The following is a 23,317-nucleotide window of genomic DNA, read 5'->3' as shown; positions in this document are numbered from 1 at the left end:
GCAGCTCCTACGAGCGTTTGTATTAATTGCTCTCGCTATGTAATAAACTATACGCTCCGAGGTTTATCAACGCTCGGAGGTCTGTACAATCAATCCAAGTTCAGACCTAAGGATTTTCCTTCGAAATCTTGCTGTGCGTATCCAGGTATACAGGAAGTGCAGCTGAGCCATACCACGGGTATAGTTCGACATCAAATATTTTAGCCTTAACGGCCGGGTCTGTTTCTACCAGTTTCTGGGCTTCTTCTATCGTTTTGGCATCAAGTATAAAAATGCCGCGGTAGGATTTGTCGTTTTTGCCCAGCGGACCGGCTACTACCAGTTTTCCCTCTTTGGCTAACCGGCCAATATTTTCCATATGACCACGGAAGTACTGGTTTAGTTTTTCTTTGTCGGTGGTGGTGTTGGAGCCGGTCTTCAATATAACCAGCACATACTGCTTCATGCCATAGTTGTCGGCGCCAAGAGAATCGGCTAAAGCTTTGTTATAGTTGGAGTTGGTGGTTTGGGCATTGGCTGTAAAACCAAGGCAGCAAAGTATGGCTAAGGTGTAGAGGTATTTCATGGGCGTTTCTTTTGAAGTAGCTGTCAAGTTATTGATTCAGACAACTAATAATACTTCCCCTCCATCAAATAACCCTGCACATAGTCTTTCACGCCTTCTTCCAAACTATAGAATGGCTTGTCGTAGCCGATAGAGCGGAGTTTGCTCATGTTGGCTTCGGTGAAGTACTGGTAGTTGTCGCGCAGGTTTTCCGGGGTATCCATAAAGTCGATGTTCGGGGTTACGCCCATAGCATCGAAGGTATTCAGGGCAAGATCCAGGAAGGTGCGGGCCTGGCCGGAGCCTAAGTTATAGATGCCGGAATTTTTGCGGTGATGCATCAGGAACATACAAACTTCCACCACATCTTTTACATATACAAAGTCGCGCATCTGTTCGCCATCCTTAAAATCGGGGTGGTGAGAGCGAAACAGTTTCATGCTGCCTTTTTCCTTTATCTGGTTGTAGGCATGGAAAATAACCGATGCCATTTTGCCTTTGTGGTACTCGTTCGGGCCATACACATTAAAGAATTTTAGGCCGGCCCAGAAGAAAGGCTTTGCCGTTTGCTCCAGTGCCCAGATATCGAAATCGTTCTTAGACTCACCGTACGGGTTAAGCGGTTTCAGTAACGGAATAGTGGCTTCGTCATCATCATACCCTAATGTACCCGAACCATAGGTAGCTGCCGAAGATGCATACACCAACGGGATCTGGTACTCGCAGCAGGCGTTCCAGATGGCTTTGGAGTAGTTCAGGTTCAGCAGGTCGAACACATCCTTGTTAAACTCAGTGGTATCGGTGCGGGCCCCCAGGTGGAAGATGAACTCTACTTCTTCGTAGTTCTTGTCCAGCCATTCAATAAAGGTGTCGCGGTCAACAAACTCCTTTATCTTTTTGCCTTTCAGGTTATCTTCTTTTTTAGCGACAGAGAAATTATCCACCACCACGATATCATTAAAGTTCGCTGCGTTAAGTCGGCTTACCAGGCAACTGGCAATAAACCCGGCAGCACCGGTTACTACGATCATAGAATTAGGGCTATGTTAGATTTTGCGTAAATTTACGAAAATATCCAGAGCAGGTCCTGCCCCGATGAAGAACAAAATCATAGTTTATAGTTTATGCTTGCTACTTTTTATGGTTGCAACTATAGCCGGCTGCCAGCAAAAGCAGGAACAGCAGCAGGAGCAGGGCATAACTATAATCGATGACCTGGGCCGCGAGCTGCATTTACCTAAAAAACCTGTTCGCGTTTTTGGCTTTACTTCAGCCATGGCCGAAATGCTGTTTGCTATAGGTGATACGGCCAACATTATTGCCCGCACACCCGATAGCGACTACCCTGCCGCCGTTTACACCAAACCTATCGTCAGCAATTACCCTGTTGATTTAGAGCAGGTACTTGCTCTGAAACCCGACCTGATCTTTACCAGCGAAGGCATGACACCGCTTGATGTAGCTGCAAGGTTAGAAGAGTTGGGCATACCAGTGTATTACCAGAAATACAGAACAGTAGAAGATGTGCTGCGCGGGATAGAAGACATTGGCCGCATTACAGGCCGGGAGCAGGTAGCTAACCATTTAGCAGACTCGTTACGCCTGCAGGTGCAGCAGCTTGAGGCAAAGTATAAAAACCGCCCAAACCCGCTGCAAGTGTTAACTATAACCTGGACCGACCCGATCTATGTGTATGGACAAAATACGCTGCTGACAGATAAGCTGCGCATTTTAGGAGCTGAGAATGCAGTAAAGGAAACATTTGACCAGCCTTACCCGGCCCTTACCCGCGAGTATATCTTAAAACTGAACCCGGATATTTTGATGGGTGGCACCAAAGAAAAACTGGAGCAAACCTTTTTCAGTCAATACCCGGAGCTGCGTAAGATAAAAGCCTACCAAACCAACCGAATTTACGCCCCAACGGGCAACCTGATAGAGCGACCGGGCCCGAGAATTGTGGAATCGCTCAAAGAGCTGGAAGGATTTCTGTACCCATGATGCGCGGCCTGTACTTTATATTGGCCCTGCTGCTGATCGCTATAGTTATAGTGCTGGGTTTACAGGTCGGTTCTTTTGAGTCGGACCTTTCAACTATAGCCGAAGCTTTCCTGAACTATAACCCCGATAATACCACGCATTACGCTATAGTTCATCTTCGTTTGCCGCGTTTGCTGCTTGCTTTGGTGGTTGGAGCTGCGCTGGCTTTTTGCGGGTATCTGATGCAGGCAATGGTGAACAACGGGCTGGCTGATCCTTATTTGCTGGGGACGGCTTCGGGGGCATCACTGGGTGCAGTGCTGGTCTTCTTTGGGTTTGTAAACATATCTGTGGCTGGGTTTTATATGCCGCCGGTGCTGGCTATGGCGGGCGCTTTTATAGTTACACTGGTCGTGGTTATACTTGGGTACCGCAAACGTCAGCTTATACCTGCGCAGTTGCTGTTGGCTGGTATTGCTATCAGTTCGCTTTGCACGGCTATGGTTGGCCTGCTTACATTTCTCTCTGATTCGGAAGGTAAACTGAAGTCGGTTATTTTCTGGAGTATGGGGAGTTTTGAGCGGGCCAGCTGGACCTTGTTGCCTTACCCGGCCGTGGCGCTTATAGTTGCGCTTATACTTTTCGCTTTTCTCCAAAAACAACTAAATATACTGATGCTGGGCTCCGAAAGGGCACAGGCGCTGGGCGTGCAGGTGTCGCATACGCGCTGGGCTATACTTGTAACAGTTTCTATAGTTACCGGGTTTGCAGTGGCTACGTCGGGGCCAATCGGGTTTGTGGGGCTAATTGTTCCACATGTAACGCGCGGGCTGCTGGGTACCACGGGTAGGAGCAACCTGCTTTTCTGCGCTTTTGTGGGTGGTTTGTTCATGTTGCTCTGTGATCTTTTGTCCAGAATAATTTATCCGCCGACCGGGCTGCCAATCGGAATTATTACATCGTTCTTTGGTGTTCCTTTCTTCGTATATTTGCTGTCCAGAAAAAATTACAAGTTTAGCAGTTAAATGATTTACGTTAGCAGATTAGAGCATTTTAATGCAGCCCACAAGCTGCACAACCCGAATTGGTCGTTGGCAAAGAATAAGGAAGTGTTCGGGCCGTGTGCCAACACCAACTGGCATGGGCACAATTATGAGCTCATTGTTACCGTAAAAGGCAAGCCGGAACCCGATACCGGTTTTGTAATCGACCTAAAAAAACTGAGCACACTTATCCGTACGCACATCATCGAGAAGGTAGACCACAAAAACCTGAACCTGGATGTACCATTTATGGAGGGCAAACTGGCCAGCACCGAGAACCTGATCATCGAGTTCTGGAACATACTTGCCCCGCAGATCGAAAAAATATCCAACGCGAAACTGCACAGCCTTAAACTTTACGAAACCCCACGCAACTACGTGGAGTACTTCGGAGAATAATTTCCTTTAAATTTTTAGTGCGCTTATACCTGTTCAGGTAGCCCATTACGTTTCTGCATTACATGAAATACTACATTATAGCTGGCGAGCGATCAGGTGATTTGCATGGTTCTAACCTTATAAAGGAGCTCAGGAAGAAAGACCCGGACGCGGAAATACGTGGCTGGGGCGGCGATATGATGCAGGAAGCCGGAATGGACCTTGTGCGCCATTACCAGGACATGGCCTTTATGGGCTTTGCCGAAGTTATTAAGAACCTGCGCAGGATATTTGGTTACCTGAAAGAAGCGAAAGCTGACATTGCTAACTATAAACCTGATGTGGTGATACTGGTAGATTATGCCGGTTTTAACATGCGCATTGCTAAGTTTGCCAAAAGTAAAGGGCTGAAGGTTTTTTATTACATCTCTCCGAAGGTCTGGGCCTGGAACCAGGGCCGCGCGCATAAGATCAAAAAAGTAGTGGACCGCATGTTCGTGATCATGCCGTTTGAGAAGGACTTCTACAAGCGCTTCGATTACGACGTGGATTATATCGGCAACCCTGTTTCTGATTCGGTAACTGACCACGTGCCTAACCCGGATTTCAGGACGAAAAATAAGCTCTACAATTCCAAACCGATTGTGGCTATACTTCCGGGCAGCCGTGCCCAGGAGATTGAGAATATGCTAGATGTGATGCTTAGCGTGCTCCCATCGTTCCGTGATTTCCAGTTTGTAGTGGCCGGCGTGTCTACATTTGGCAAGGAGTATTACGAGCAGTACAACAAAGACAAGAACATTAAAATAGTTTACGACCAGACCTACGACCTGCTTTCGCACTCGGTAGCGGCCCTGGTTACATCCGGCACAGCCACGCTGGAGACAGCCCTGTTTAATGTGCCGCAGGTAGTATGCTACAAAACCAGCAAAATATCTTACACCATCGGTAAGTGGGTGATAAAAGTGCCTTACATTTCGCTGGTGAACCTGATTGCCGGCAAGCAGGTAGTTACTGAACTGATTCAGGACGATTTTACTGGCAAGCAAGTAACAGCCGAGCTAAAAAGCATTCTCTTCGACAAGCACTTCATTAAAAAGCAAAAAGACGGTTACGCCCTCGTTCGCGAGAAAATAGGAGAGTGCCGCACTGCCGAACGTGCCGCTGAATTAATGGTGGAGTATTTGAAGGGGTAGGGGTTAACTTATTTTAATAGTAGTAGAATAAAAAATGCCGATTGGAGATCACCCAAATCAAATACCCTTGAAGCACAATGCTGTTATTTGGCGCTACATGGATATTGACAAATATACATCACTACTTAAAAAGAGAGCACTCTTTTTTTGCAGAGCGGACAAATTTAGTGATCCGTTTGAAGGAACTATTCCAAAGCGTGAAGCTGAGTTTAGAATCGAAGAATCTAGATTGAGAGCAGAATATTTAGGCAATACTTTTGACGAAGAGGTAGCGAAAGCAAATATTGAAGGCCTTATTGATTTACACAAAAGATATAAAAGAGGTGTTATTATTAATTGCTGGCATATTAATAATAATGAATCTGACGCAATGTGGAGGCTTTATTTGAAAGATAATGAAGGAGTTGCTATCCAGAGTAATGTCCAAAGAATAAATCAGGCTTTTGAAAAAGCAAAAGAACAGATTGAGTTTTCTAAAGTTAGATATCTTGACTATGAAAATAGTATTTGGTATCATCCTATAGACTATCCTCACAAAGGATATAATCTATTAACTCCTTTTTTTCATAAGCGAATGGAATTTTGTCACGAAAAAGAATATAGAATCTACCATCAAATATATGATGCAATAGATAATCCAGATTACTGGGAAACTCAAGAGCATAATAAAGGTAAATTTATAGATGTTGACTTAAATATACTTATTGAAAAGATTTATCTACCCCCAACAATTGATAATTCAACTTATCAAAATATAGTTAGTTTGACTAATGAGTACGGCTACGATTTTGTGTTTGAGAAATCAAAATTACAGTCTGAACCATATTATTAAAAACTTAAGAAAATAGCTACTAGTTATGCTCCCTCACATACCGTAAGTTTAGCGCCAGCACAACTTATGGCTAACTATGGGGCCAGTTTGTAACTGGCGTGTCAGCGATAAACTATAGTTTCGCCAGTTACAAACTGCCACCAATCAAAACCACCAGTTACCGCTGCGCTCAAACTGGCGGTATAGTTAGGACTTATGTTATAACTATAGTTCTGGCCCACTTACAACATCCCATGTATACCGATAAACAAAAAATGCTGGTTGGGGGCTGTAAGAACCTTATCTTATTCCACATCTAAACTTCTTATCTCAAAAGGTAATAATTGCTTCTGAATTTAAAACGAGTGTAAATTTTTATTATATTTACCTTTGTTTTAACAATAAGTGTAATTGCTACTCCTATATGCTACAGTTCAACAGAAATGCGCCATATAATAACCTGCCTTTATTGCCACCAGATACGGAACTGGAAACAAAGAGAGTGTTACGCAAAACAATAAGTGCAAGCAGGGCACTTGCGCAACTCAATGGAGCAATCATTAACCTGCCTAATCCCACGCTGTTTCTGGATACGATTCATTTACAGGAAGCTAAGGCGAGCTCTGAGATAGAGAACATTATAACTACCAATGATGATCTTTATAAGGCGGTGGTAGCTGATCTGAAATATGAGAATGCCGCAGCCAAAGAAGTAATAGGTTATAAAGATGCCTTATGGTATGGGCTTAAAAAGCTTGAGTCGCGGCCGTTCATTACGACCAACCTGTGCGTGGAGATAATGCAGTGCATCAAGCAGAATACATCCGGTATTAGAACAACCCCTGGCACCACACTTGCAAATTCCAGGGGAGAGATCATCTATACTCCGCCAGCGGGGGAAAATGTGATTCGCGAAAAGCTTACGAACCTGGAGAATTTTATAAACGAAGAAAGTTCACTGGATCCGCTCATTAAAATGGCGCTCATGCATTACCAGTTCGAAGCAATACACCCGTTTATAGATGGTAACGGCCGTACTGGCAGAATACTGTTGTTGTTATACCTTAAAATGGTAAACCTGTTACATGTGCCCGCACTGTTTCTGAGCGAATATATTATACAGCATAAAGCCGATTATTACGAGCGCTTAAGAGCAGTAACTGAAGAAAACGACTGGGAAGGATGGATACTGTATATGCTGGATATGATTGAAAAGACAGCAACAAGCGGCTTACTGAAACTGGAAAGCATTATCGCAGTAATGCAGACTACCGCAGATGAGATCAAAGAAAAGCTCCCGAAAGTTTACTCAAAAGAGCTGATTGAAATTTTGTTCAGGCTGCCATATACGAAACGCCAGTTCCTGATAGATGCAAATATGGGCACACCAAAAACAGTAGGCAATTATCTGATGGCACTTGAGGCGCAAGGGTTCCTTAAAGCGACTAAAGTTGGAAAGGAAAAACTATACCTGAACCAGCGATTAATGGCTGTGCTTGAAAGTAAACCCCAACTATAGCCCACCCCACGTACAATACCCATGCAAACCGAAAAAGAAAAAATGCTGGCTGGGGAGTTGTACGACCCATTAGATCCACAACTTTCAGAAGAGCGGTTACAGGCCAGATTGCTGCTGCAACAGCTCAACAACTCCCACGAAGACTATCCCATAGAAAGAAGCCGCATTCTAAAAGAGCTTATACCTAACTCCGGCGAAGGCCTGTGGCTGCAACCGCCCTTCTACTGCGATTACGGCTACAATATTATAGTTGGCGAGAAGGTGTTCTTAAATTTTAACTGTGTGGTGCTGGATGTAATGCCGGTAACTATTGGCAGCCGCACCCTTTTTGGCCCGAATGTGCAGATCTATACCGCTACGCACCCGCTAAACTATAAAGAGCGCGCCTCAGGGCTGGAATATGCAAAACCCATAACTATAGGCGAAGACGTTTGGGTAGGTGGCAGCGTTGTCATTTGCCCCAGCGTAACCATCGGCGACAGAAGCGTGATAGGAGCAGGCAGTGTGGTGACCAAGGACATTCCCGCTGGCGTGTTTGCAGCTGGCAATCCTTGCAAAGTTATCCGGGAGTTAAAGCAGTAACTATAGTTCATTAAGAAAACACTTATCTTTAAACAGCTTACTAACTGAACAAACTATACTATAAGTGGATGAACCCTGCTGAAACAGGAAAAAAGTATGATAAGATAGCGCAATGGTGGCACGACCAGCATTATACATCTGCTTACGGGCTGCTCCAAATAAAAAGGGCGATCAGTTATTGTAAAGGGCGTGGGGCGGCTTTGGATGTTGGCTGTGGCAGTGGTGGCAGGGTTGTAAACGCGCTTATCAGTGCTGGCTTTAAAGGTATAACTGGCATTGATTTGTCTGAAAAGATGATCGGGTTAGCCAAAGCCAACCACCCGGATGTTGATTTTCAGGTGCAGGATATCTGTAGCTGGCAAGCTGCCCAAACCTATGATTTTATAGTTGCCTGGGACAGCATCTTTCATGTGCCCTTACACTACCAGGCATTAGTAGTAGCTAAACTATGCCAGTTGTTAAACCCCGAAGGTATCTTAATTTATACGTTCGGCGATGCCTCGGGCGAGCACCTCAGCAACTGGCAAAACGACCAATTTTACTATAGTACCATCGGTATAGACGGTAACCTAAAAGCCATTATGGATAATAATTGCCAGTGCCGCCACCTCGAGCTTGACCAGTTTCCGGAGAACCACGTCTATGTTATAGTCCAGAAGCAGTGAGCGCCTAATACCCAAAAAAGAGCCCTTTACTATAGCAAAAGGCTCTTCCGGAGTAAAAGGTTTAAAGCGTATTATGACTTGGCAGGTGCCGGCGTAAATTTAACCACCTTGTTTTTGGCAGGCTCTAAGGTGCGCAGGTACTGGTAAATAGCGCGCAGGTCTTCCTCTTCCATGCCCGCATACATATTCCATGGCATTATCGAATTAAAATCTTTAGATCCTAATTTATTACCTGACATGGCTAAGGCCTGGTTCTGCTTAAAGCGGTTTACAAAGGCATCTTCTGTCCAGTTACCTAAGCCGGTTTCGTTATCGGGGGTAAGGTTGGCAGAGCGTATGGTGCCGAAAGGCAGGTTAAATTCTGCGCCTCCTGCAAATTTCATTTTTTCGTCACTATCCTGTGGGGTATGGCAATCGCCGCAGGCGGCCACCGTTACCAGGTATTTTCCTTTCGATACCTGGTCATCGAGTACAGGTTCCGGATGTTTTTCAGGAGTGCCCGGCATGGTGCGCAGGATCAGGTTAAACGGAAAATCAGGGTCAGATTTAGGTACTTTATTTTTGATCGGCTCAAGGGTACGGATGTAAGCAATGATAGCGTGAATATCCTGCTCGCGCATCTGGCTGTAAGCATTGTAAGGCATCATCGGAAAGATCGGGTCTCCATCCTTAGTTACGCCCGAGGTAATGGCACGGTAAATATCGCCATCTGTCCAGTTGCCCAGGCCTGTTTCCTTATCAGAGGTAATATTTTTCGCATAAAACACACCCGGGAAACCCATTGTCTGGTCAAAACGGTCGCCGCCTTTGCCATGTGTGCCCGGTACTAACGGCCCTGCAAACTGAGACCAGTCGCGTGTAGAGTGGCAATCGATGCAAACGGCCACGTGGTTGGCCAGGTACTCGCCGCGGGCAACAAGCTCCGGTGTCTTTTTAACCGTAATGGCTGGCGCGGCATCTACATTCGGGAATGCGTACTGCATGTAAACGACCCCGGCTGCAAGTATAACCAGTAATCCGACAAGCCCATAGCCTGCAACTTTTAAAACTTTTTTCATAGAGTGGTTTGGTAGGTAACGATAGATTTCAGTAAAGAAAATATTGTGTAATTTTACTAAAAAATATAAATAATACAAACTATAAACTCTCTAAACCCTGCTGATTTTAGTAGAAGTGATTTCAGAACTGGTAGACATAAATAAAAAAGCCGCAGATGTTGGTCTGCGGCTATCGTAAGGTATGGTGTATCTGATGTTAAGGTATAGTTTCCGAAAAAACGATCGGGTTTGTGCTGTTTAGTGTGCTGCTATTTGTGCAATCCGGTTTCTGCCATTTACCATCGCAGGCATCTTCAACTATAGCATCAGTAAACAGTACCATGTATACGGTGTCGCCGTGTTGCATTTCATTGTTTATAATCAGGCTGGCAAAGTATGGGTAATTGATCTGGAACTCTTGGCCGCTTACTTTATAGCTAAACATGTGCACATAATCTGACAGCGAAACAGCCGCATTTTTGCCCAGGTATAGTTTAAGTTGTATTTCTTTTCCGGCAGGCACGGCTTTGTTCAGTTTGCCGGTTATACTATAGTAAGGATTATTCTGCTGATTTTTATTTACTGCAACCGATGCCTGTGTTACAAAATAGGCAGATGGCTCAATCATTCGGGCTATGGGAACCGGCGTAGAAGTGTGTTTGGTACGTACATGCTCCACATTGTGTACAAAGGTAGTTGGGTGGCCTTCTTTTGCAAATTTCAAACTATAGTTACCCGATGCCAGGTAGGGCAATACGTAAGCGCCTTCGCTGTCTGTTTTGGTGGTTCTGCCGGTTTGTTCTATTGTTACCGTCACGCCCGATGGGTCCTGCGCTTCGCCGTATGCATTGTAAATCTGTACGTTTCCGTTGATGCCTTCTCCGTGGGGACCAGAGTCTGGTTCGCGTTCGCAACCGGTTAGGGCAAAAGCAAAGAAAGCCAGTAGCAGGACAGATAAAGCAGTTGGTTTCAGAAATGATTTCATAAGCTTAAATAATGGGTCTTCTATAGTTTCTTGCAGTACAGGGCTCGCAACTATAATTGTAAGCATAGGTTTGAAATTCGTGCAGCACTATATAGTTAAAACTGATTATCTAAAATAATGCCAGAAAACAACAAAGCCGCAGGTTTAGGGCCGCGGCTTTGTAAATGTATGTATGTGGTATAAACTATACCAGTTCTTTTGGTTCTGCTTCAGCTACCGGCAATTCAGGGTTTGTGGTTTCTACAACGCCGGTTTCCGGCTGAATGTCGAGCTCACCTTCCCAGCGGGCTACTACGGCAGTGGCAAGGCAGTTACCGGTTACGTTAATAGAAGTACGGGCCATGTCCATCAATTCATCTATACCAAGTATGGCAAACACCGGCCACACCGGTAAATCGAACGATGCCACCGTACCTAAAAGTATAACCAGCGAGGCTCTTGGCACACCGGCCACACCTTTACTTGTTAGCATCAGCGTAAATACCATTACCAATTGCTGCTCCCAGCTAAGCTCTATACCTGCGGCCTGCGCCACAAAAACAGATGCAAGGGCTAAGTATAAGGTGGTGCCATCCAGGTTAAAACTATAGCCAGTCGGCATTACAAAGGCTACTATTTTGCGTGGCACACCCAGTTTTACCATTTCTTCCATGGCGCGTGGCAGGGCAGCCTCCGAGCTGGTAGTGGCAAAGGCAATAGATACCGGCCCCGAAATAGCTTTCAGGAAACGAACTACCGGTACGCGGGCAATTAAAGCAACCGGCAATAACACGATCAGTACAAAAGCAAGTAGGGCTACATACAGCGTGGCCAGCAACTGGAACAGGTTAACCAAAATACCAAGCCCCATGTGGCCTACTGTATAAGCAATGGCAGCGCCCACACCAATAGGAGCAAAGTACATGATGATGTTCGTGAACTTGAACATCACTTCTGAGAGGCTGTCGCAGAACTCGAGCATCGGCTTACGCTTTTTCTCGCTTACCATGGCCAGGCCAATTGCAAACAGCACACTAAAGATAACGATCTGTAAAACCTGCCCCTCCGCTACCGATTTGGCAATGTTCTCCGGGAAAACGTGCAGTATGATATCGGATGCGGTTTGCTTTTCTACCGGCTTTATTTCATTGTTTACTTCGGCCAGGTTCATGCTGATGCCTTCGCCTGCCCTTGTAATGTTAATGGCAGCTAAACCAATAAATAAGGCCAGGGTAGTTACGATCTCGAAGTAAACAATGGCTTTCCAGCCCATGCTGCCTACCTGCTTTAAATTAGAGTGGCCGGCTATACCTACTACCAGCGTACCAAAAATAAGCGGAGCAATAATGGTTTTGATCAGTTTCAGGAAGACCTTGCTGAGCACACTCAGGTTTACAGCAAAATCCGGGAAGTCGTAGCCAATTTCGGCACCCACCACCATACTTACCAATATCCAAGTAGTAAGTGAGCGTTTTTGTATACCGTAGCCAAGCAACACACCAATACAAGCCCAGCGTACCGCCATCATTACATCGGCGGGTAGGTTGATAAAGTTGTAATGTTGTAAAACGGTAAGTAAAGCTGCAATTGTTATGCTTAGCAGCGTTGCCAAAGGGATAATAGAAGATTTCTTCATATAAAATAAGAGAAATGGCGCACCAGCTATAGGCTAAATGCAGTAGGTTGGGAGTGTGGCAAACACGGTTCTTACCTTATCGGCCGCAAACACGCTAGTTAATTCTTAGCAAATATAACCAGATCAGGCACAATGCCAAAGCCTGTAGCGGCATTAAGTCGATTTTTAGGCACTCTTCTGCCTGGTTTTGGGTGCATCTTATGTTGTACTTAATCAGTATATTTAGCCACACCAACTATAGACGCTCCACATATGCTGACCTGGCGCATCGAGGCACTGCACCTTAAACTAAAGTATACCTGGCGTATTGCACGAAATGCCAGCGACGAAAAACTAAATTTCCTGGTACAGGTATCGGATGGTACGTACAATGGTTTTGGTGAAGCTGCCCCTAACATACGCTACGGCGAAACCCCAGATTTACTGCTGCAGCAATACCAGGTGCTTTTAATGGCCGGCCTTGCCAGCGTAAAATCTATGGAAGACCTGCTGCAACTGCTTACCGAGCACCCACCGGTTAACGCATTGCGCTTTGCTATAGAAGCTGCCTACCTGCACTATCATTGCCAGGTAAAACAGATAGCGGTGCACCAGTTGTTAGGCCAGCCCATGCCGCACCAGCAAGCTACTTGTTTTTCGTTGCCCATAATGGAGCCCGGCCAGGTAAAAGATTTTATCATACAACACCGGTTGCAGCGCTTTCCGTGCCTTAAAGTAAAAGTAAACAGCGAGCAGGGCGCCGACCTGTTGCAGGAAGTGTTGGATGTAGTACAGAAACCGGTGGTGCTGGATGGCAATGAAAGCTGGAAAGACCCGGACGACCTGTTACGTTTTCTGCATACCCTAGATACGCAGCGTGTTTTGTTTATAGAGCAGCCCATGCCCGCCTCCGAAGCCGCTGCCTATGCCCACCTGAAGCCACTTAGCTCTTTACCACTTGTTGCTGACGAGTCGGTGACAGATAATGCCGATTTTGCGATGCTGCGACAGGAGTTTCATGGGGTGAATATAAAACTGATGAAAGCCGGCGGTTACCTGAATGCGGTGCGATTGTTGCAGGAAGTACGCAAACACGGCCTTATGGCGATGATCGGGTGTATGGTAGAGACGAGCCTGGGAATATGGAGTGCCATGCAACTAAGCGCCGCCTTCGACTTTGCTGACCTGGATGGTTTCCTGATCATAGAAGACGAGCCGTTTAAGTTGGTTAGCGAGGAGCAGGGCATTCTGTACCTGAAATAAGTTGATTGCTGAATTGCTAGAAAATTAGATGGCTTAGGGTTATTTACTTATAATAGATAAATCCCCTCTTGGGAGGGTAGGGTCAACTATAGGAGATCACTAATTATTCATTCCATCCTGAGCTGTAACTATAAACTATACCACAAACCAACAACCCATTCTAAACAAGCAAACACTATAGTTTTGAGAGCTTTTCCCGAAAAATCTCAACTAATTTGAAACTTATCTGAAAAAAAACGTGTAATATGTTTGTACATTAAATGTATGTACATATATTTGCATCATCATTCATGACAACGATGAAGATAGAAGACGAAATAAAGCAAACCGCTTTTAAAACTGAATACCATAAAGCTTACATTAATATGCTTTATACTTCTAACTGGCTGGTACAGGAGCAAAGCAATTTGTTTAAGCCATTTGGGGTAACATTGCCGCAGTATAATGTGCTTCGCATTTTGCGCGGACAGCACCCGAAACCTGCCACCGTTAGCCTGCTGATAGAGCGGATGCTGGATAAAACATCAAACGCATCGCGCATAGTGGATAAGCTGGAAGTGAAAGGCCTGGTAACACGTAAGCAATGCCCTAACGACCGCCGCACCGTAGATGTGCTGATAACCGATAAAGGCCTGGCGCTGCTGAAGCAAATGGATGATCTGGATGGCGGATCGAAGACCGGTATACGCAACCTGACAGAACAGGAAACAGCAGAGCTAAACAGGCTGCTGGATAAGATCAGAGATTAATTAAAAAGTAACCTATATATAACCTGAATAAATTTAATAAAATGAAAAAAGTAGCAATCCTTGCATCACTTGCCGCAACTATGGTTTTCACAGCTTTTGCTGGCAACACAACAACTGGTAAAACTACAGCCACTACAGAAGCTACAGCTCCTGCAAAAGCGAAAGGCCGTGTTTACAACGCTGTTATCGAGAAAAGCGATTTGACCTGGAACGGTAAAAAAGTAACTGGTGAGCACTTTGGTACTATAGACCTGAAAAGCGGTAACCTTGTTGTAAACAAAGACAAAGTAACTGGCGGTAAATTCGTGATCGACATGAACTCTATTAAAGTTACTGACATTAAGGATGCTGAATACAACGGTAAACTGGTAGGTCACTTAAAGTCAGATGACTTCTTTAGCGTAGAGAAATTCCCGACTGCAACATTCGAAATTAAGGCACTTGCTCCGATCGCGAAAGCTGCTGCCGGTAAGCCAAACTATAAAGTGAACGGCCTGCTAACTATAAAAGGCATTACTAAGCCTGTACAGTTCCCGGCAACTATCACTGTTAAAAATGGTGTAGCTACTGCTAAAGCCGATGTAACTGTAAACCGTGCCCAGTACGATGTAAAGTATGGTTCTGAGTCATTCTTCGGTAGCCTTGGCGACAAAGCAATTATGGATGATTTTACAGTATCTTTCAATGTAACGGCAAAGCAGTAATCTGAGTAGATATAACTGGTTTTGATTTCCGCCCCGGCGCTCTTTGTAGTGCCGGGGCGGTTTTGTTTTAAGGTAAACTATAAGTTTGTTATCTTTGATATAACCGATTTTAAAACCCATGCGCAGATTTTACACATCCTTAACTATAGTTTTTGCCTTGCTGTTGCTGGCAGGTTGCGAGCCCAAAGTGCCGGATGCCCAGGAAATTGTAGATAAAGCCATTGCCACGCACGGTGGCCCAAACCTGGATAAAGCCCTCGTTACCTTCAAATTCCGGGATTACCAGTACAGAGCCCTGCGCGATAACGGTGCCTACGTGTATAGCCGCACCTTTACCGACACTACCGGCCAGCGTGTGTATGATGTGCTGCAGAACAGCGGATTTACCCGAACTATAAACAACCAGAAAGTAACATTGCCCGCCGATAAAGTGAAAGCCTATCGTAACTCTGTAAATGCTGTGATATACTTTGCCTTACTGCCTTACTTTTTAAACGATGATGCGGTGCAGAAGCAATACCTGGGCGAAGCAACTATAAAAGGCGAGCCATACTATAAAATAAAAGTAACTTTTAAACAGCAAGGCGGCGGCGAAGATCACGAAGATGAGTACGTGTACTGGTTCCATCAGCAGAACTATACGATGGATTACCTGGCCTATAATTTTAAAGAAGACGATGGCAGTATAGGAACACGTTTCCGGGAAGCTGTAAATCCACATAAAATAGGGGGATTCCTTTTCCAGGATTATGGCAACTATACTTCAGAAGAAAAAAACTTTAATATAGAGAACTTTGACAAAGCCTTTGAAGCCGGTAAACTCAAAAAGGTATCCGATATTAACCTGGAAGAGATAGATGTCCGAACCATTGATTAATGCAGATTTAATTGATCCTTGGGATTATACTTTTACGGTTTGGAAGTTATAATTTCATCTCTTCAGTTTATCGCTCTGATAGGTAGCGACTTGTACTTATAAGATCCTGCAGAGCCTTATTCGGACTATCAAGCTAATCTATCAAATCCCTTCTTAATCCAGGTTCAGACAACTGAATTAACTATTCTAGCTCAAACTCTTTAGGCAAAGCAAAAGGAAGAGGCTTGTTACGGTTACCGATCTGTGTCAGGTAATCGTCTATCGTGTCTTTGTACTCGAGGTGGTAATCTTCGTGCAGGTTCTTTTTAATGAGTTGCATGGTGCGCAGCAACAGCCTTGCCGTGGAAGTATAAAATACTTTATAGTAACTATCGAACTGGCCGGTATAGTTATCGAAAATGATGCCCAGTACATATAAATGCAGCTCGATCTCCGCCTTTGGGTCTTTGGTTACGCGCTTAAAACGGGCGATCTCTTTTACCGCTTTTCGCAATGCTTTTGCCAGTGCTTTGGTCAGGCTGCGGCCAGTGGCGTTTAGCAGCAACTCATGTATCGTATCCTGGCTTTGCTCCTGAATTTCTTCGAGTGTACGTTCACCCAGTTCATACGAAAACATATCATACAACTCAGCATCGCGGCGCACGGCTTTTAACAGCAGGGTTTCCTTTTCCTTATCGCTAAGTTGTTTTATGGCTTTCTTGAAGGATGCGGATGGTGCAGGCATAATATCTGTAAAGTATAAATGTGCTGCAAAGGTACGTAATTCAGGGATTTAGGTATAGCTATAGTTTATGCTATGGCGCGAGCGTCTTCGCTCGCACCTTCATTGAGTGTAGTAAAAAAAAAGGCGCTGAAATCATCAGCGCCTTTTCTATAGTTGTTATTGTTTCGGAGTTTCCTTTAGGTTGTCTTCCAGGTACTGTGTTACTTTCTGCATCAGGTGCACACGGTCTTTGCCGCGCACGTTGTGTGGGTGGCCCGGGTACACAAAGTAATCAAGCTGTACGCCTTCGTCAACTGCTTTTTTAATAAATGCTAAGCTGTGCTGCCATACTACTACATCATCCACGGTGCCATGTATCATTAGTAATTTGCCTTTCAGGTTCTTTACGTGGTTTAGCAGGTTGGCATTTTTGTAACCTTCCGGGTTCTGCTCCGGCGAGTCCATGTAGCGCTCGGTGTACATTATTTCGTAGTATTTCCAGTCTATAACCGGGCCACCAGCTACACCAACTTTAAACGTGTCCGGCGATTTCAGCATCATAGTTGTCGTCATAAAACCACCGAAGCTCCAGCCATGTATACCCATGCGGCTGGCATCAACATAAGGCAACGATTTAAGGTATTCTACACCACGCAGCTGGTCAGCCATTTCTACGGTGCCTAACTGGCGGAACGTAGCCTGCTCAAAGTTTAAGCCGCGCGCCGATGTTCCACGTGGGTCCAGGGTAAATACGATGTAGCCTTTCTGCGCCATTAAGTGCATCCAAAGGTTAGCGCCACCCAGCCAGCTGTTTGTTACCAACTGCAAATGCGGGCCACCATAGAGGTAAACTACAACCGGGTACTTTTTGCTCTTGTCAAAGTTCGGAGGCGTAATCATGCGGGCATACAGGTCGGTACCGTCGTCAGCTTTTACCGTAAAAATGGTTGTCTCGCCAAGTTTATAGTCTGCAACCGGGTTTTTAGCTGTAAGCAGTGTCTGTGCTATTTTACCGTTTTTGTTATCAATTACCCATATCTTACGAGGCGTTACCTGGCTGCTATAGTTGTCGATAGTATAGCTGCCGGTTGGGCTAAGCGTAGCATTGTGCGTGCCTGTGCCCTGCGACAAACGGGTACTTTTACCATTGCTTAATTCCACAACATAAAAGTGGCGCTCTAGCGGGCTTTCGGCAGTTGAACTATAGTATAGCTTTTTACCATCCTTGCTAAAACCAAGTACATCTGTCACCACCCAGTCGCCTTTGGTCAGCGTTCTAATTTCTTTGCCGTTGGTGTCATATAAGTATAGATGGTCGAAACCGGTGCGCTCGCTTACTCTTACAAACTGGTTGTTTTTGCCCGGTACAAAGTATAAACCTTTCTCAGGTTCTACATACTTAGCGTGTTTTTCTTCTAGCAGCGTCTTCATAAAGTTACCGGTAGCAGCATCGTACTGGTTCAATTTCATGTGGTTCTGGTCGCGGTTAAGTACAGCTATATAAATGTACTTTTCGTCGGGGCTCCAGGTAAGGTTGGTCAGGTACTGGTCGGCCGGTTCGCCGGTTTTCAGGAAAGTGGTTTGCTTGGTAGCGGTGTTGTAAACGCCTACGGTTACATGGTGGCTTTTGCCACCGGCCATCGGGTATTTAATGTTGTTCTGTTTAGCCGGAAGCGGCGCAATATCCACCAACGGGTAATCAGTTACCATGGTCTGGTCCATGCGGTAAAAGGCCAATTGCTTGCCTTCCGGAGACCAGAACGTACCTTTGCTGATGCCAAACTCAGAGCGGTGCGCCGCCTGGCCGTTTACGATAGTTTCGTTTTTTTCATTTGTAACTGCTACATCGGCAACACCCGGAAGCGACACATACAAGTTGTTGCCTTTGGTGTATGCTACGCGCTGTTTGGTTGGGTCCAGGTCAGTGTTTTCAGCATCGGCAGCATAGGTAGTTACTATAGTTGCCTTACCGGTTTTCAGGTTATAGTTAAAAATTTTGCCCTGCGCATCTACTATAAAGGTGTTGGCATCTTTCCACTGCACCACCGGAAAGCTTTTTACTTCTTTACCGCCAGCAGCCTGCAATGCAGCGCTCAGTTTATCAACAGTAAGTATAGGTGTGTGCTTCGTAGATTTTGCATTGCCACCAACCAGCGTATTATCTTTTACAAAAGTAAAGTCGTCGGAGCCGGCTACCCAGTTAAGTTGGCGCAGGTTTTCTGGTTGAAGCGCCGGGTTAATTACAGCATCTTCCATGGTCAGCATTTTGTTTTGTGCTTGTACCTGCAACGATGCTGCAGCCAGCAAAAGGGTAAATGCCAGACCTTTCAATCGGTTAGAAAAGATCATTATAGAGGTATAGTTGATTGTTAAATGTTTAATTACCTGCAAGAAAACAGGAATATCGGTAAAGAGCAAAAATAGCGCCTTTTATGCTGCATAAGGTATAAAACTATAGTTCAGGATATTGAGCTTACAGGAATTATAAGCCACGCAAGTTTGTTAAAAACTATACTTTATGCCGCAGCTTTACAGCGATTTATAGTTGTCCGGCTGCTTCATAAAGTGCTATAAAATGCCTAAATTTGTGCTATGAATACTGAGAGAGAAATTTTACATCAGGAAGATGTAGCGGTGCTGGAAGAGAATACCGACCTGCGCCAGCTTATCGTTTTTAATGATGACGTAAATACCTTCGATCACGTGATCGAAACCCTTATAAAAGTATGCGGCCATACGGCAGAACAGGCTGAGCAATGCACGCTGCTGATACATTATAAAGGTAAATGCACGGTTAAAATGGGCGCATACGAAGAGTTGTCTGGTATGTGTACAGCGCTGCACGATAAATCGCTTTCTGCGGATATTCAATAAGGAGGTTACATGGAGTTTCCGTCGAAGCTGATAGAAAACGCTGTGGAAGAGTTGGCCAAACTGCCCGGTGTAGGAAAAAAAACGGCCCTGCGCTTAGCATTGCACCTGCTCAAAAACGAATCGGAAGATACCTTTTTGTTGGCTGAGTCGCTGGTGAAAATGCGTACCGAAGTAAAACACTGCAAGCAATGCCATAATATTTCGGATACAGAAGTATGCGGCATTTGCTCAAACCCGTTACGCGACAAAAGTTTGCTATGTGTGGTAAGCGATATCCGGGATGTGATTGCCATTGAAAATACATCGCAGTATAAAGGCTTATACCACGTGTTGGGTGGCGTTATTTCGCCGCTGGAAGGAGTAGGACCCTCAGACCTGCACATCGATAGTTTATTGGAGCGTTTACTGCCAAACTCAGAAGTAAAAGAAGTACTGATGGCGATAAGCCCAACTATGGAAGGTGATACCACTGCCTTTTACCTGACCCGCAAACTACGTGACCACCAGAACCTGAAGATTACGTCTATTGCCCGTGGTATACCGGTTGGTGGTGAGTTGGAGTACACAGATGAAATTACCTTAGGCCGAAGTATAGTTGAAAGAACTGCTTACGGAAGAGCTTAAGGTCTAATTTGTAAGACTTTTAAGGGGCTGCAGCTATAGTTGCAGCCCCTTTTTGTTGCTTGTCTATTGTCATTTCGAACAACGTGAGAAATCTATTTCAGCTTATAGTTTAATGATAACCTGAACATGTGCGCAGCTTCTGCTAGCATCTAATGCTATAGTTGATTAGTTGTCATTCCGAGCGCTAGCCGAGGAATCTTATGTGTCCTATAGTTAGATATAGTAGCAACTGGAACCAAGCTATCCTTTCAAACTACTTTCATTCCTGGGAGCTCTACAAACCTATAGTTTCATCTCAAGCTTTGGTACCCTCACGGCCGGGAGGCCCCGTCTTCGGGCATCGCACTGTGTACATTTCTTTTTCTCGTTCCTCGAAATGCCTTACGGCACCAGAAATCTACAAGGCGCTCAACCCAAAGACTGATATCTTTCTCATAGTAACTGTATTTCTACATTTTGAACCTTCTTGCTTTGACTTTTATCGTGGTTATAGTTCCGTAGGGACAGGTCGCGACCTGTCCGATCTTGGTCTGAAACTATAAAGTTATAGCTTCAACTATAGCAGCAGAAAAAACTCCCTCTCCTGTTTTTAGGAGAGGACTGGGGTGAGGTAAAAACTCCCCGCCTTAAATTACCGAAAACGAGAGTTCAAAAGTAGTGAACGTAGCTCTGAGTGGTTGGACCACGCTAACTATAAGACTATAAGCTCAGCTGTAGCAAACACCTACTTCCACCTGATCCTTCTTAAAAGAGTCAATCCTGATTCAGACCAAATCAGCTTCAAATTTTATATCCGATAACTTTATACTTTCACTTCATTTCACCAACTTACTTTTAAACGGGTAGCAATTGTGTTTTACAGGCCGGCTTTCTGGAAAGTCTGTAACAGAATAAGTACCTTTGAGCCTTTAAATTGAAAACCACATGCAGGATATAGAAGAAGTGAGCAGCATTTTATCTGACAGAATAACTGCTTTGTCTGAGTCGCAGACCATTGCTATGGCAAAAAAAGCCCGCGAACTGGCTGCGCAGGGGCACGATGTAATTAACCTGAGCTTTGGAGAACCTGATTTCCAGACACCACAATACATAAAAGATGCCGCCAAAAAGGCCATTGACGACGGCTTTACATTTTACACGCCGGTGCCGGGTTACCCGGAGCTGCGCCAGGCTATTGCCGATAAATTTAAGCGCGACAACAACCTCGATTATAAACCTGAAAATATAGTTGTTTCAACAGGGGCCAAGCAAAGTATAGCCAATGCGGTGATGTGCCTGGTAAACCCTGGCGATGAGGTGATCATTTTCTCGCCTTACTGGGTGTCGTATGAGGAGATCGTGAAGCTTGCCGAAGGTACGCCGGTGCAGGTGATGGGCAGCCTGGAGAACGACTTTAAAGTGACGCCTGCACAGCTGGAGGCTGCCATTACCTCAAATACCAAGCTCATCATGTATTCGTCGCCATGCAACCCGACGGGCTCTGTATTTACCAAAGACGAACTATATGCACTGGCCAAAGTACTGGAGAAATACCCGCAGGTGCATGTTATTGCCGATGAGATCTACGAATACATCAACTTTGAAGGCGAGCAGGCCAGCATGGCAGGCTTCGATTTTATAAAAGACCGTGTGATTACGGTAAATGGTTTCTCGAAGGGTTATGCCATGACCGGCTGGCGCGTTGGCTACATTGCTGCCCACAAAACGATAGCTGCAGCCTGCGAAAAAATGCAGAGCCAGATCACATCAGGTACCTGTTCTATTGCACAGAAAGCTGCTTTCGCTGCCTTACAAGGCGGTAAGGAAAGTGCTGTAGAAATGCGCGAGGCCTATTTGCGTCGTCGGAACCTGGTGCTGGAACTGATGAACGATATCCCGGGCTTTAAAACCAATGTGCCGGAAGGTGCCTTTTACATTTTCCCGGATGTGAGCTATTATTTTGGCATGAGCTACGAGGGCAAAACCATCCAGAATGCGCTGGACCTATGCATTTACCTGCTGACGGATGCATTTGTGGCAATCGTAAACGGCGAAGCTTTTGGTGCACCGCAATGTGTACGTTTCTCCTTTGCCACTTCCGACGAAAAACTGACCGAGGCCCTGCGCCGCATCAAAAACAGCCTGGCAAAACTTCAGTAATGAATCAAATTAATAGCTTAGAAGATATTTTTTCGGCCTTTAATGGGCTAACTGTGCTTATAGTTGGCGACGTGATGATCGACTCTTATTTATGGGGCAAATCTACACGCATTTCGCCGGAGGCACCCGTACCTATAGTTAATGTGGTGAAGCGCGAAAAGCGCCTGGGCGGAGCTGCCAACGTTGCCTTAAACATTCAGGCTTTGGGTGCTACGCCGTTGCTTTGCTCTGTAGTTGGCGATGATAAAGACGGCGGAGATTTTCTGAGACTGCTGGAGGAAAAAGGTCTTTCTGCGGAAGGGATAGTACAAAGTCCGGAGCGGGTAACAACTATAAAACACCGCATTATTGCAGGAGCACAACAACTGCTGCGCGTAGACGCTGAAATTGAAACCGAGCTGACAGCTTACGATAACCGCCACCTGGAAGAACGCTACCTGAAACTGTTGGAACGGGCTGATGTGATAGTTCTGGAAGATTATGACAAAGGCGTTTTCACGGAGGCGAACATCAGGCGTTTTATTCAGCTGGCCAACGAGCGCAACATTCCAACGGTCATCGACCCCAAGAAAAAGAACTTCCTGAGTTATGTAGGCAGCACGCTTTTTAAACCAAACCTGAAAGAGCTGAAAGAAGGCCTTAAAGTTGAATTTGCAGACGAAAACCTGCACGCTTTTGAAGAAGCTGTAGCCGAACTGCAGAAACTACTACAGGTACAACAGGTGCTGGTAACCCTTTCGGAACGTGGCGTTTTTGTTGCCGATAAACAGGAAAAGACTTACATAGATGCTCACCGTCGTTCCATTTCGGATGTATCCGGGGCGGGCGATACAGTAATAAGTATAGCTGCCCTGTGTATGGCCCTGCGCACCACTATACCGTTTATGGCCGGGCTAAGTAACCTGGGCGGCGGACTGGTTTGCGAGCAGGTAGGAGTAGTGCCCATAGACAAACAACGGTTACTGAGCGAAGCAAAACAGGTAAGGCTTTTCGAGCTATATGAACAGCGAGCAACTAAATAGGGCACTATACAGCAGTAAGCTAACGGCC

The 23,317-nt window shown here is 45.3% G+C and carries 23 protein-coding genes; 16 read left to right on the top strand and 7 right to left on the bottom strand.

Going from position 1 to position 23,317, the window contains the following annotated elements:
• Positions 1-106: 106 nt before the first annotated feature.
• Positions 107-565 (bottom strand): YciI family protein, encoded by a 459-nt coding sequence (locus GWO68_RS01430; protein WP_162344629.1) that lies wholly within the window; start codon positions 563-565, stop codon positions 107-109.
• A 44-nt stretch (positions 566-609) separates the two neighbouring features.
• The gene (gene rfaD, locus GWO68_RS01425; RefSeq protein ID WP_162344628.1) at positions 610-1,575 is read right to left on the bottom strand and encodes an ADP-glyceromanno-heptose 6-epimerase; all 966 of its coding nucleotides are present in this window, start codon (positions 1,573-1,575) and stop codon (positions 610-612) included.
• Positions 1,576-1,639: 64 nt separating this feature from the next.
• On the opposite strand from rfaD, the gene GWO68_RS01420 reads away from it, so the two are divergent.
• From GWO68_RS01420 to GWO68_RS01385, 8 genes are all read left to right on the top strand, one after another.
• Complete coding sequence (locus GWO68_RS01420; RefSeq protein ID WP_162344627.1) at positions 1,640-2,545, top strand: ABC transporter substrate-binding protein; 906 nt, start codon at positions 1,640-1,642, stop codon at positions 2,543-2,545.
• Entirely contained in the window at positions 2,542-3,549 is a 1,008-nt protein-coding gene (locus tag GWO68_RS01415) for a FecCD family ABC transporter permease (RefSeq protein WP_162344626.1), read from the top strand. Before GWO68_RS01420 ends, GWO68_RS01415 begins: the two co-directional genes overlap by 4 nt.
• Positions 3,550-3,966 (top strand): 6-pyruvoyl trahydropterin synthase family protein, encoded by a 417-nt coding sequence (locus GWO68_RS01410; RefSeq protein ID WP_162344625.1) that lies wholly within the window; start codon positions 3,550-3,552, stop codon positions 3,964-3,966.
• A 62-nt stretch (positions 3,967-4,028) separates the two neighbouring features.
• Positions 4,029-5,141 (top strand): lipid-A-disaccharide synthase, encoded by a 1,113-nt coding sequence (gene lpxB / locus GWO68_RS01405; RefSeq protein ID WP_162344624.1) that lies wholly within the window; start codon positions 4,029-4,031, stop codon positions 5,139-5,141.
• 34 nt (positions 5,142-5,175) lie between these two features.
• Positions 5,176-5,973, top strand: a complete 798-nt coding sequence (locus tag GWO68_RS01400) for a DUF2971 domain-containing protein (RefSeq protein ID WP_235941896.1) — start codon at positions 5,176-5,178, stop codon at positions 5,971-5,973.
• A 403-nt stretch (positions 5,974-6,376) separates the two neighbouring features.
• A complete protein-coding gene (locus GWO68_RS01395; protein ID WP_162344622.1) occupies positions 6,377-7,471 on the top strand; it encodes a Fic family protein in 1,095 nt (364 codons plus the stop codon).
• 21 nt (positions 7,472-7,492) lie between these two features.
• On the top strand, positions 7,493-8,053 hold the full coding sequence (locus GWO68_RS01390; RefSeq protein WP_162344621.1) for a sugar O-acetyltransferase: 561 nt from the start codon (positions 7,493-7,495) through the stop codon (positions 8,051-8,053).
• A 68-nt stretch (positions 8,054-8,121) separates the two neighbouring features.
• The gene (locus GWO68_RS01385; RefSeq protein ID WP_162344620.1) at positions 8,122-8,718 is read left to right on the top strand and encodes a class I SAM-dependent methyltransferase; all 597 of its coding nucleotides are present in this window, start codon (positions 8,122-8,124) and stop codon (positions 8,716-8,718) included.
• Between the two features lie 71 nt (positions 8,719-8,789).
• Here the strand turns inward: GWO68_RS01385 and GWO68_RS01380 are convergent, their stop codons facing one another.
• The 3 genes from GWO68_RS01380 to GWO68_RS01370 all read right to left on the bottom strand — a co-directional run bounded on the left by GWO68_RS01380 (position 8,790) and on the right by GWO68_RS01370 (position 12,355).
• On the bottom strand, positions 8,790-9,776 hold the full coding sequence (locus GWO68_RS01380; RefSeq protein WP_162344619.1) for a c-type cytochrome: 987 nt from the start codon (positions 9,774-9,776) through the stop codon (positions 8,790-8,792).
• Between the two features lie 196 nt (positions 9,777-9,972).
• Positions 9,973-10,806: a carboxypeptidase-like regulatory domain-containing protein gene (locus GWO68_RS01375; RefSeq protein WP_235941895.1), complete on the bottom strand. Its 834-nt coding sequence runs from the start codon at positions 10,804-10,806 to the stop codon at positions 9,973-9,975.
• 118 nt (positions 10,807-10,924) lie between these two features.
• The gene (locus tag GWO68_RS01370) at positions 10,925-12,355 is read right to left on the bottom strand and encodes a dicarboxylate/amino acid:cation symporter (RefSeq protein ID WP_162344617.1); all 1,431 of its coding nucleotides are present in this window, start codon (positions 12,353-12,355) and stop codon (positions 10,925-10,927) included.
• A gap of 252 nt (positions 12,356-12,607) precedes the next feature.
• On the opposite strand from GWO68_RS01370, the gene GWO68_RS01365 reads away from it, so the two are divergent.
• The 4 genes from GWO68_RS01365 to GWO68_RS01350 all read left to right on the top strand — a co-directional run bounded on the left by GWO68_RS01365 (position 12,608) and on the right by GWO68_RS01350 (position 15,927).
• Complete coding sequence (locus tag GWO68_RS01365; protein ID WP_162344616.1) at positions 12,608-13,597, top strand: enolase C-terminal domain-like protein; 990 nt, start codon at positions 12,608-12,610, stop codon at positions 13,595-13,597.
• A 290-nt stretch (positions 13,598-13,887) separates the two neighbouring features.
• Positions 13,888-14,346 (top strand): MarR family winged helix-turn-helix transcriptional regulator, encoded by a 459-nt coding sequence (locus tag GWO68_RS01360; protein ID WP_317164475.1) that lies wholly within the window; start codon positions 13,888-13,890, stop codon positions 14,344-14,346.
• Positions 14,347-14,387: 41 nt separating this feature from the next.
• Positions 14,388-15,050 (top strand): YceI family protein, encoded by a 663-nt coding sequence (locus GWO68_RS01355; RefSeq protein WP_162344614.1) that lies wholly within the window; start codon positions 14,388-14,390, stop codon positions 15,048-15,050.
• 118 nt (positions 15,051-15,168) lie between these two features.
• A complete protein-coding gene (locus tag GWO68_RS01350; RefSeq protein WP_162344613.1) occupies positions 15,169-15,927 on the top strand; it encodes a DUF6503 family protein in 759 nt (252 codons plus the stop codon).
• A 181-nt stretch (positions 15,928-16,108) separates the two neighbouring features.
• Here GWO68_RS01350 and GWO68_RS01345 read toward each other — a convergent pair whose 3' ends face one another.
• Together GWO68_RS01345 and GWO68_RS01340 are read right to left on the bottom strand one after the other, a co-directional pair.
• The gene (locus tag GWO68_RS01345; RefSeq protein ID WP_162344612.1) at positions 16,109-16,651 is read right to left on the bottom strand and encodes a hypothetical protein; all 543 of its coding nucleotides are present in this window, start codon (positions 16,649-16,651) and stop codon (positions 16,109-16,111) included.
• A gap of 156 nt (positions 16,652-16,807) precedes the next feature.
• A complete protein-coding gene (locus GWO68_RS01340) occupies positions 16,808-18,979 on the bottom strand; it encodes a S9 family peptidase (protein ID WP_162344611.1) in 2,172 nt (723 codons plus the stop codon).
• Between the two features lie 243 nt (positions 18,980-19,222).
• Here GWO68_RS01340 and GWO68_RS01335 point away from each other — a divergent pair, with 243 nt between their 5' ends.
• The 4 genes from GWO68_RS01335 (at position 19,223) to GWO68_RS01320 (ending at position 23,289) form a co-directional block, all read left to right on the top strand.
• Complete coding sequence (locus GWO68_RS01335; RefSeq protein WP_162344610.1) at positions 19,223-19,504, top strand: ATP-dependent Clp protease adaptor ClpS; 282 nt, start codon at positions 19,223-19,225, stop codon at positions 19,502-19,504.
• 9 nt (positions 19,505-19,513) lie between these two features.
• Complete coding sequence (recR, locus tag GWO68_RS01330; RefSeq protein WP_162344609.1) at positions 19,514-20,128, top strand: recombination mediator RecR; 615 nt, start codon at positions 19,514-19,516, stop codon at positions 20,126-20,128.
• 924 nt (positions 20,129-21,052) lie between these two features.
• Positions 21,053-22,267, top strand: a complete 1,215-nt coding sequence (locus GWO68_RS01325) for a pyridoxal phosphate-dependent aminotransferase (RefSeq protein WP_162344608.1) — start codon at positions 21,053-21,055, stop codon at positions 22,265-22,267.
• On the top strand, positions 22,267-23,289 hold the full coding sequence (locus GWO68_RS01320) for a bifunctional heptose 7-phosphate kinase/heptose 1-phosphate adenyltransferase (RefSeq protein ID WP_162344607.1): 1,023 nt from the start codon (positions 22,267-22,269) through the stop codon (positions 23,287-23,289). Before GWO68_RS01325 ends, GWO68_RS01320 begins: the two co-directional genes overlap by 1 nt.
• Positions 23,290-23,317: the final 28 nt, after the last annotated feature.

Origin of the sequence: Pontibacter fetidus (assembly GCF_010119545.1) — a bacterium.
GTDB classification, from domain to species: domain Bacteria; phylum Bacteroidota; class Bacteroidia; order Cytophagales; family Hymenobacteraceae; genus Pontibacter; species Pontibacter fetidus.
This window is presented reverse-complemented; position numbering and strand designations above follow the sequence as displayed.